Annotated in this window: 5 protein-coding genes and 4 pseudogenes; 5 read left to right on the top strand and 4 right to left on the bottom strand. The window is 40.1% G+C overall.

The features are described from left to right. Positions 1–390: 390 nt before the first annotated feature. Positions 391–1,185: a phosphate/phosphite/phosphonate ABC transporter substrate-binding protein gene (locus H5300_RS24405; protein WP_182797125.1), complete on the bottom strand. Its 795-nt coding sequence runs from the start codon at positions 1,183–1,185 to the stop codon at positions 391–393. Positions 1,186–2,228: 1,043 nt separating this feature from the next. Here H5300_RS24405 and H5300_RS28555 point away from each other — a divergent pair. Then, positions 2,229–2,321, top strand: a pseudogene (locus tag H5300_RS28555) (transposase); the annotation flags it as partial. A 103-nt stretch (positions 2,322–2,424) separates the two neighbouring features. On the opposite strand, the gene H5300_RS24395 reads toward H5300_RS28555, so the two are convergent. Together H5300_RS24395 and hpf are read right to left on the bottom strand one after the other, a co-directional pair. Then, positions 2,425–2,607, bottom strand: coding sequence for a hypothetical protein (locus H5300_RS24395; protein WP_182797124.1), 183 nt, complete (start codon positions 2,605–2,607; stop codon positions 2,425–2,427). 147 nt (positions 2,608–2,754) lie between these two features. Beyond that, the gene (hpf, locus tag H5300_RS24390) at positions 2,755–3,111 is read right to left on the bottom strand and encodes a ribosome hibernation-promoting factor, HPF/YfiA family (protein WP_182797123.1); all 357 of its coding nucleotides are present in this window, start codon (positions 3,109–3,111) and stop codon (positions 2,755–2,757) included. Positions 3,112–3,289: 178 nt separating this feature from the next. On the opposite strand from hpf, the pseudogene H5300_RS24385 reads away from it, so the two are divergent. The 4 genes and pseudogenes from H5300_RS24385 to H5300_RS24370 form a co-directional block, all read left to right on the top strand. After that, positions 3,290–3,463, top strand: a pseudogene (locus H5300_RS24385) (helix-turn-helix domain-containing protein); the annotation flags it as partial. A 418-nt stretch (positions 3,464–3,881) separates the two neighbouring features. Then, positions 3,882–4,766 carry a histidine ammonia-lyase gene (locus tag H5300_RS24380; protein ID WP_182797122.1) on the top strand — a complete coding sequence of 295 codons (885 nt, stop codon included), beginning with the start codon at positions 3,882–3,884 and terminating at the stop codon, positions 4,764–4,766. Between the two features lie 150 nt (positions 4,767–4,916). Then, positions 4,917–5,421: pseudogene (locus H5300_RS24375) on the top strand (transposase DNA-binding-containing protein); the annotation flags it as partial. A gap of 94 nt (positions 5,422–5,515) precedes the next feature. Further along, positions 5,516–5,794, top strand: a pseudogene (locus tag H5300_RS24370) (transposase); the annotation flags it as partial. A gap of 55 nt (positions 5,795–5,849) precedes the next feature. Here the strand turns inward: H5300_RS24370 and H5300_RS24365 are convergent. Next, positions 5,850–7,400 (bottom strand): PAS domain-containing methyl-accepting chemotaxis protein, encoded by a 1,551-nt coding sequence (locus H5300_RS24365; RefSeq protein ID WP_182797121.1) that lies wholly within the window; start codon positions 7,398–7,400, stop codon positions 5,850–5,852. Positions 7,401–7,647: the final 247 nt, after the last annotated feature.

Genomic DNA, 7,647 nt, shown 5'->3' with positions numbered 1-7,647 from the left:
ACCTAGTTGGTTATTACAACCAGTATCGTCCACATCAATATAACGGTGGATTAACACCAAATGAGTCAGAACGACAGTTCTGGTTCCCTTATAAAACTGTGGCCAGTTTTACTTGACCACTTCAATCCCGATATCTCCATTTTTAAAGACAAAATATCTGGGTCTCTCATTACGCTCTGAGCAATACTTTCCAGTCGTGCTATATCGTATGTCAGTAATGCATCGATACTACTGAGCTCTAGCAGGCTTAACGTGGCCTCTGCCTTACTTTCAAACAGAGACCTATTAGAGTCTGCAATAAAACTTGTAGCAAAAATCACCAGAATGGCGAGAAAAAACGTTTCTATTAGAGCAATTCCGAGGAAAGTTTTGGTTTGAAATGTCATCAGGCTACTCCTCGATAAAGAGTTGTCTAACGTCATTCCAATCGCTGTCCTTTGCTTGCTCAAACCCTTTAATTTTTAGAGGGAACAAAAGTTCAGGATGCTCCTTGTCAAGAGTGACTATTGCTCGTTGAATCCGCTCTACTACGTCTTGAGGAACATGAGGTCCAACAGCAATAGCATGAGGGGTGTAGCCTTGGCTCTCCCATAAGACGATCAAGTTGTCCGAAACGTCAGTTCTCATAGCATTTAAGGTTCGATAGATACCACCGCCGGCCACAAAATTCCCTTGAGCAACATTATGATAAACAGAGTCATGTGAACGCACATAAACAGGATCAATATTAATGTTTTTTTTTGCCAAGGCACTTTGACTTAAAATACTTGCCGCAAAGGCATCTGGGGAAGGAAACGCCAACTTTTTCCCCTCAAACTCTTGTAACGTTGAAATACCGCTATCTTTTTTCGCAACAAGAATACCCTGTATTTTTGTGTCTTTTCCTTTGGCTATTGCGGTGTAGCCGTTAGATTTGTTGAATACAATATAATGGTAGGGGTTCATATAACTAATATCATATGCCCCCTTCGATAGTTCTTTTTCAAACAGAGGAATTGATGCTTTGGTGGCAAACCTCACCTCTTGGTCAATTTCTTTTGATATATACTTAAGGATAGGGATCCACTGATTAGCTAACTTTTCGGCCGATTGTTGTGGGACAATACCAAAGTTTAATGGTTTATCTGCGAGGCTAGGTTGCGAAACAGTCATTAAGCCTAACAATATCATTCGAATTAAATCCATCATCAACCCCACTAAGTACCCAAAAACTAATAAAAAATAGTTCAAGACTCCCAATACGTCAATGCAATGACTGATTGCATTATGCAATAAAATGGAGAAAAGAAAGTATGATGTAAGCTATTAATATAATTATCGATAGAACAAGCCTAAAAAGGGCTCAGGAATGGCTGATAATACTAAAGGAAGATACTTAACGAAACTTCGAAGATACATTCATACCAACATTTATAAGCAAGAAGAAAGCCCGGCAGGAGCTAAGAATGAAAGCTGTTGAAACGAACAATCTCTAACTAAAATCTACCAGGCTAATTTAAATAAGAAATTACCATCCACCGAAGTTGGTCGTGTAGGAATGAAAATAAAAAGCCAGCTTGATTCGAGAATCAATGCCGGCTCTGTGAAAAATCCCTTCACAATTAACATATGTTGGCTATTACTCAAGTTTTATACTAAAAAGTGACAAATTCACCCCCATGAATAAATCACTGCCATCCCTTGGCGCTTGAATAACTTAAACCTAACAGAAACCCACAAGCAACACAACATGTTGAATATACGATTTAAATGAGCCCTCGAACATACACTAGCCGCTAACTCTTCTACCAATAATAAGTAGGGTCAAGTGTCAAGCCTAACCCTCTAATTTTTGAATGAGCATCGCTCCATTATTATTTAACTCCCTTTGTTTACTTGAAGTTTTTAAAATATTGTCTAACCTTAAAATGTAAAATAGCTTAATCACTATGACACCTCCTATGACGTTAAACCGTTTAGCCACTTGCCTCGAGTGGCTTTTTTTTGGTTCATCGCGGGTTAGCGGGAACTAAAAACAAAAACGGAAGCTCTATCTTGGTTGAATCTTTATGCTGGCATAACGAAGCACCTAAAAAGCTACATATAACAACTACTGCCTCTTCTTCCCATTAAGTGTGTGATATGCCACTGTCATCGCTGACGCTAAGGCTCATCAAGTCATTTAGATAGGATTAGGTCCCGTAGCCGAAAAGACATACGACTTCGAATAGATAAGCAAACATAGCAACAATATCGAAGCGGTCGCGATGGACATGAATACGGCGTTTGACCTTGAAGTCCGTGCGCACTGTCCGGACGCAAAAATCTTTTACGATTTATTCGAATTTGCTTGATGTAAAGACGTGGTTACTCCTGACGTGAGCTCGCCTTTAGATTCTGCCTTGAGGAACATAGCCACTACCCTAAGCTGTGATATAAAACTGTTTAGACATCTTTTTCTGAAATATATTCAAGAATTACATTTCCATGCGGCGAGTGCCATTCAACCAATTTACAGTCTTGCTTAGGAATTCCTGCTGTCGTTATCGTCACACAAACAAAACTTTCCAGATCTTTATCAAAGCTCTCTGCTATTTGCTCTAGCCTTTCTTTCGCTTTACTTTTCATAGAACATATGCCTTCTCAATTCAGTGACCCATTAAGCCTTAACTTCCAGTCAATAGCTTGTCTGTGACAGCTCACCGCCCTCTGGTCGGGCGAAGACCTACGAGTCAAAGTTAAACATTATCGCTTTGACTCGTAGGCTCTAGGGAATTAGACCAATTTCATCTCTTGGATAATGTCGGAAGCTATCTCAGGTTTCGTGCTTGTAGGTTTTTCATGTAAATCAGCTTTTAACATTCCTTTACGATTACTTAAACCAGCTTCAAGCTTCTTAAGCGCCGATATAATGGCTGGATACATAACGCTATCTATTGATTTAGCTGTTACACGACCCCCTTCATAGTTAGTAAACACTTCGACTTGGTGCTGATTGTGCTCTTTTGTGATAATAATGTCACAGCTGATCAGTGTAGGAAAGTGGCTAGATATTTTCTTGAACTTATCTTCGATGTCTTTACGTGAATCACCATTAACCGAGACGTGATGCGTTTGCACATTTACCTTCATAAATCATACCTTTCCATTTACTATAAGCATTTAAAATGTAGCAAACATCAATCAGATCTGCCACTGCAGTACATTAAAGAGGGGACAATCGAAAAAAAGATGCTATGCAAACTAAGTCTATACCCGTGATCATTGAAGATGTTTGATCTTCGATTACATCAGGATCATGCTACGCACCATGAAAATAACACTGACTCCTCAACAGAAACTTCAACAAATGCACAATTCAACTCGTGATGGTCGAGTGCGTGACCGCATCAAAGCGGTTTTACTTGCGTCTGAAGGTTGAAGTCAGACGAGGATTTCTCAAGCCCTTCGTATTCACGACTCGACCGTTGCTCGTCATCTCACTATAAAACTTCCTTACGTTTGTCTCTTTCAGTGCCAACAAGTGCAATAAAGTGGACTGATTTGGTAATTGGTGTAACCGGAAGTTGGTATCGTATTAATTTCGAGCTACAGGATTACCTTGCGGTAATGCAAGTGTTTGGGCCACTTGCTAGTTAAACCGAACGCAAAAGTAAAGATAGTACCTTTTGATATTGATGACCCAATATAAGGCTACTTATTGGTGAACACGGGGGTTGTTCACCTCGTTTGTGAGAGTACTCACTTAAGCCTGCCTCCAAAAATACCGGGGCGGATCAATTGACGGAGCGCTGTAACAGAAAACATTAATGGTCCTGGTCTTATCTCTTATTTTTTTATCTCTAGATAGTGCTTTTGAGTGTATTATTTCTTCATCATCTATATAACTTTAAAGGATTTTTATGTTTAGGATTGTAAGTTTAATATTTCTCTTGGTTTCTTTAGGTGGGTGTGAAGAAGACGGTTCATCTAGTTCACCTGGCTCTCAAATTGATAACGTTAGTATCTACACCACAATGCCTGACTGCACATATAGCGATGTTCATAATTGTAACTTTAATAAAGGTGTTTATGTTGTTGCTTTCAACAGTACATCGATAGAACAACAACAAAGAGTGGAGACTCAAGTTAGAAGCTTCCTTATCAATGTAAGTGATGGGGCTAAGCTGCTATTTAGTCAAAAAACTTTACTTATTGGTGTGATTGAGGATGCCCCTGAAGGGGAAGTGACCGATACGAATGATGATAAGTTGGTACTGTCACTTGCTGAAGACATACAAGATGCTGGAGTAAATGTGATCGATGGCGTTGAGTTGGTTTATACATCGAATGGAGATGAAACAACTCGGTTAACGTCGTATCAAAAAATGATTCAGTTATTTGATTATTATGTTGATGGTAATGAAAATCATAATGCTGGCAGTGAACTGTCAGCTGCATATGATGAATTTTTGTTGATAAGTCAGTCTACATCTGTGAATTACAATGAATGTAATTATGGGAATGGCTATTTAAATGAAGGGACTTGTCCCGATGAAGACGGCGATGGAACTCGAGGCATTCTTGACCCGATACACACTGAAGTCAATTTAAATGCAGGAGCACTAATTGGCTCTTTGTATGAGTATGTGATTAACCCTGCTTTAAATGAGGTTCCTGATGAGTTGGAGGATGGATTTTCTGATCTTGGAGAGGTGGGTATTGGTAATTCGTCCGATAACGATTGGTCAAACCCAGCTTTTGTACCGTTACTGGATTATATCGAAAAATGGTTACTAACATATTGATTTATTTAAACTTTGTAGTGTTAGCAAAAACCTCCCCACTGACAAGCTGTCTTTCATACACAAATCCTGCGATGAAAATCGCAGGATTTTTTTGAATCTTTTTGCATATTTCCGATCTCAACTATAAATAAACAGTTGAGGATAGATATGATGTTTTCAGTCAATGCAGAACAATGGGCTACAGAGACATTTTCGGACGCAGAGTTGGGCGACCTAAGACGAACCAAGCAACTCGTTAAAATAAAGGCATCCCTTGCCAATCATATAGGTCAATCAATTGTACAATCTCTAGAGTCTGCTGCAGATATTGAAGCAGCTTACCGCTTTAGTCGGAACTACGCCATTGGCGCACAAGCTATTGCTGAGGCTGGATTTAAGGCTACGGCCAAAGCTGCAAGCTCCTATTCCTGCCCGCTCACCTTAGAGGATACGACTTCTCTAGAGTTTACTCATCAGACCGTTAGAGATGAGATGGGACATACAACCTCAGCAAAGTCCTCTAGAGGGATGCAAGCTCACTCGGTGTTACTGTTCGCTCCTCAAGAGAAACACGTAGTTGGTCTCATAAAGCAAGAGCGCTGGGTAAGAGATATCAAACCAGTATGGACAAAAAGCTAAGCGGAAGACACGTGCTTATAAAAAAACATCCGCCTTCTTAGAAGGGGGCGTCCACGCTATCAGTACTTCAATAACTGCAAGCCAACAGAGTAAGACGGTATTTTTTACAGGCAGCATGGTAGCCCCGCATAACCATCGTTTGTGATAAAGGATATGGCAGCGAACCTTTCTGTACTTTTCTTAAGGAACGTGGTGGAGTACCTGTGATTGCCAAACGTAATCATGGTCAGAATGTAGACAAAGCAAGCATGGACTGGGGCTTATATAAATACCGACACTTGATTGAAAATGCGCTTGCAAGAATTAAACATTATCGAGCTATTTCAATTAGATATGGCAAGCTAGAGAGAAATTATGCCAGCGATACCATGCTGGCATTTATGTTAATGTGGTTGCTGATGTACTGCTGACCAAAATACGTACAGCAAAGATCAACACGCCCTGAAGAGTCTTGCTCTGTGAAGGTTAGAACCGAGCTACTCCTTTTCTTAAATCATTCAAGCTCTTAACACTTTGCTCATACTGCTTTTTACTTTCTTCCATTAGCTCATGAGAGGCTGCAGCTTTACTATGGATCGAAAGAATATTCTGATTAATCTCTTCTGAAACATTAACCTGCTCTTCAATCGCGACGGCTATTTGATTATTCCTATCAACCACCCCCTGAACTTTTTCACTCAATGATGTGAGGCTTTCTAAGGTTGACTGAATCGTAGTTTGAGTACGGTTCGCCTTTTCAGTACCGTTATTAACTGCATTGACAGACTGACTACTTCCCACACACAACTTTTCAATAGCCGCTTGAATTTCTGTCGTAGCTTCTTGCGTTTTTTGAGCTAGAACCCTCACTTCATCAGCAACTACCGAGAACCCTCTTCCAGATTCGCCAGCTCGTGCAGCTTCTATTGCGGCATTCAATGCCAACAAGTTAGTCTGATCTGCAATCGAGTTTATCATCTCGATAACAGAGCTTATTTGCTGTGTTTCCAGCTCGACGGACTGTGATATTTGCGATATGTTGTCTAATTCACTAGTAAGTTCGACAAAGTTTTCTTCGACTTGGTTTAGCTCGTTCTGACAAGACAAAAGCTCTTGTTGAGTACTAAACGTTGAATCTAATGTTGCTTGCGCATTTTGAGAGATTTCACTAGAGGCTGCCTGCATTTCATTGACAGCAGTGGCTGCCATATCAATTTCTGTTTTCTGGCTTTCAAGATTTTCAGACACTGTTGCATTGGACTCAGCTGTTTTATTCGCTTGCTTTAAGGTCATGTCACATGAATCGCTCACCGAAATTCGAATTCTACCTAATAACGCCTTGGAATATTGCTTCCGCACCTTCATTCCCAAAGCAATTTCGGAAAGGTCATCTGTCTTACCAAAATAAATATGCTCCATCAGAGGGTTGTTAAATTCCTCTCTCGACATTTTGCAAATTGCTTCCAACCTACGCGTCAAAATATAAATTGATATTAAACTCCCTAAAAATATTAAAGCGAAACTTTGCAGTACCGTTAAAAGTTGATTATGGTGAAGTGCATAAGCCATCCCTATTAACAATATTGAGATGAAGGTTTGACGCTGCCACAACCTGGTTTTGGGTAGCATAAGCTTAAATGGAGTTTTTCCTTTACTTAAACTCCCATACACTTTTTCTGCTCGTGCAACATATTCTCTTTTTGGCTTAAACCGAACAGACTGGTATTCAACAATCTCATTATCTTCTTTTAAAGGGGAAGCAAAAGCATCAACCCAATAATAGCCACCACCTTTTCGTTGATTTTTCACCATACCCATCCAGTTACTTCCTGACTGAATATGGCTCCAAAGGTCTTTAAAGGCGGCTTTAGGCATATCACGATGACGTACTACATTATGATACTCACCTATCAACTCCCCTTCTTTATATCCCGCCACTTCATTAAAGTGAGGGCTTGCATACTTAATTTTACTTGAAGGATCTGTCACTGAAATTAGATTGTACGAATCCGGGTAATCATATTCTTGCTCTACCATAAAGGTTCCTTCTAGTTTAGAAAAGCCACATCTTAGCTTATCAACAATAGTCCATTAATTGACATTTAACATTATAGACACACACAACCTTAAAGTTACACCCGATTTCAGATAATAATTTCGGTCGCGGTAGGAATGGCAGTCACCTGCCACCCCCCGCACAGATCCGGACGTGCGCTACTAACGCATCCGGCTCCTACCTCGAGTCATACCGTCAAATCGCTTATCAGGGTATGGATGCATTATT

This window comes from Vibrio sp. SG41-7, from assembly GCF_014164465.1.
GTDB lineage: Bacteria > Pseudomonadota > Gammaproteobacteria > Enterobacterales > Vibrionaceae > Vibrio > Vibrio splendidus.
This window is presented reverse-complemented; position numbering and strand designations above follow the sequence as displayed.

Bases quoted from the DNA above. Each gene is read 5' to 3' on its own strand.
- H5300_RS24380 (WP_182797122.1), top strand. From the start codon at position 3,882: ATGTTTAGGATTGTAAGTTTAATATTTCTCTTGGTTTCTTTAGGTGGG.
- H5300_RS24405 (WP_182797125.1), bottom strand. From the start codon at position 1,185: ATGGATTTAATTCGAATGATATTGTTAGGCTTAATGACTGTTTCGCAA.
- H5300_RS24395 (WP_182797124.1), bottom strand. From the start codon at position 2,607: ATGAAAAGTAAAGCGAAAGAAAGGCTAGAGCAAATAGCAGAGAGCTTT.
- H5300_RS24365 (WP_182797121.1), bottom strand. From the start codon at position 7,400: ATGGTAGAGCAAGAATATGATTACCCGGATTCGTACAATCTAATTTCA.
- hpf (WP_182797123.1), bottom strand. From the start codon at position 3,111: ATGAAGGTAAATGTGCAAACGCATCACGTCTCGGTTAATGGTGATTCA.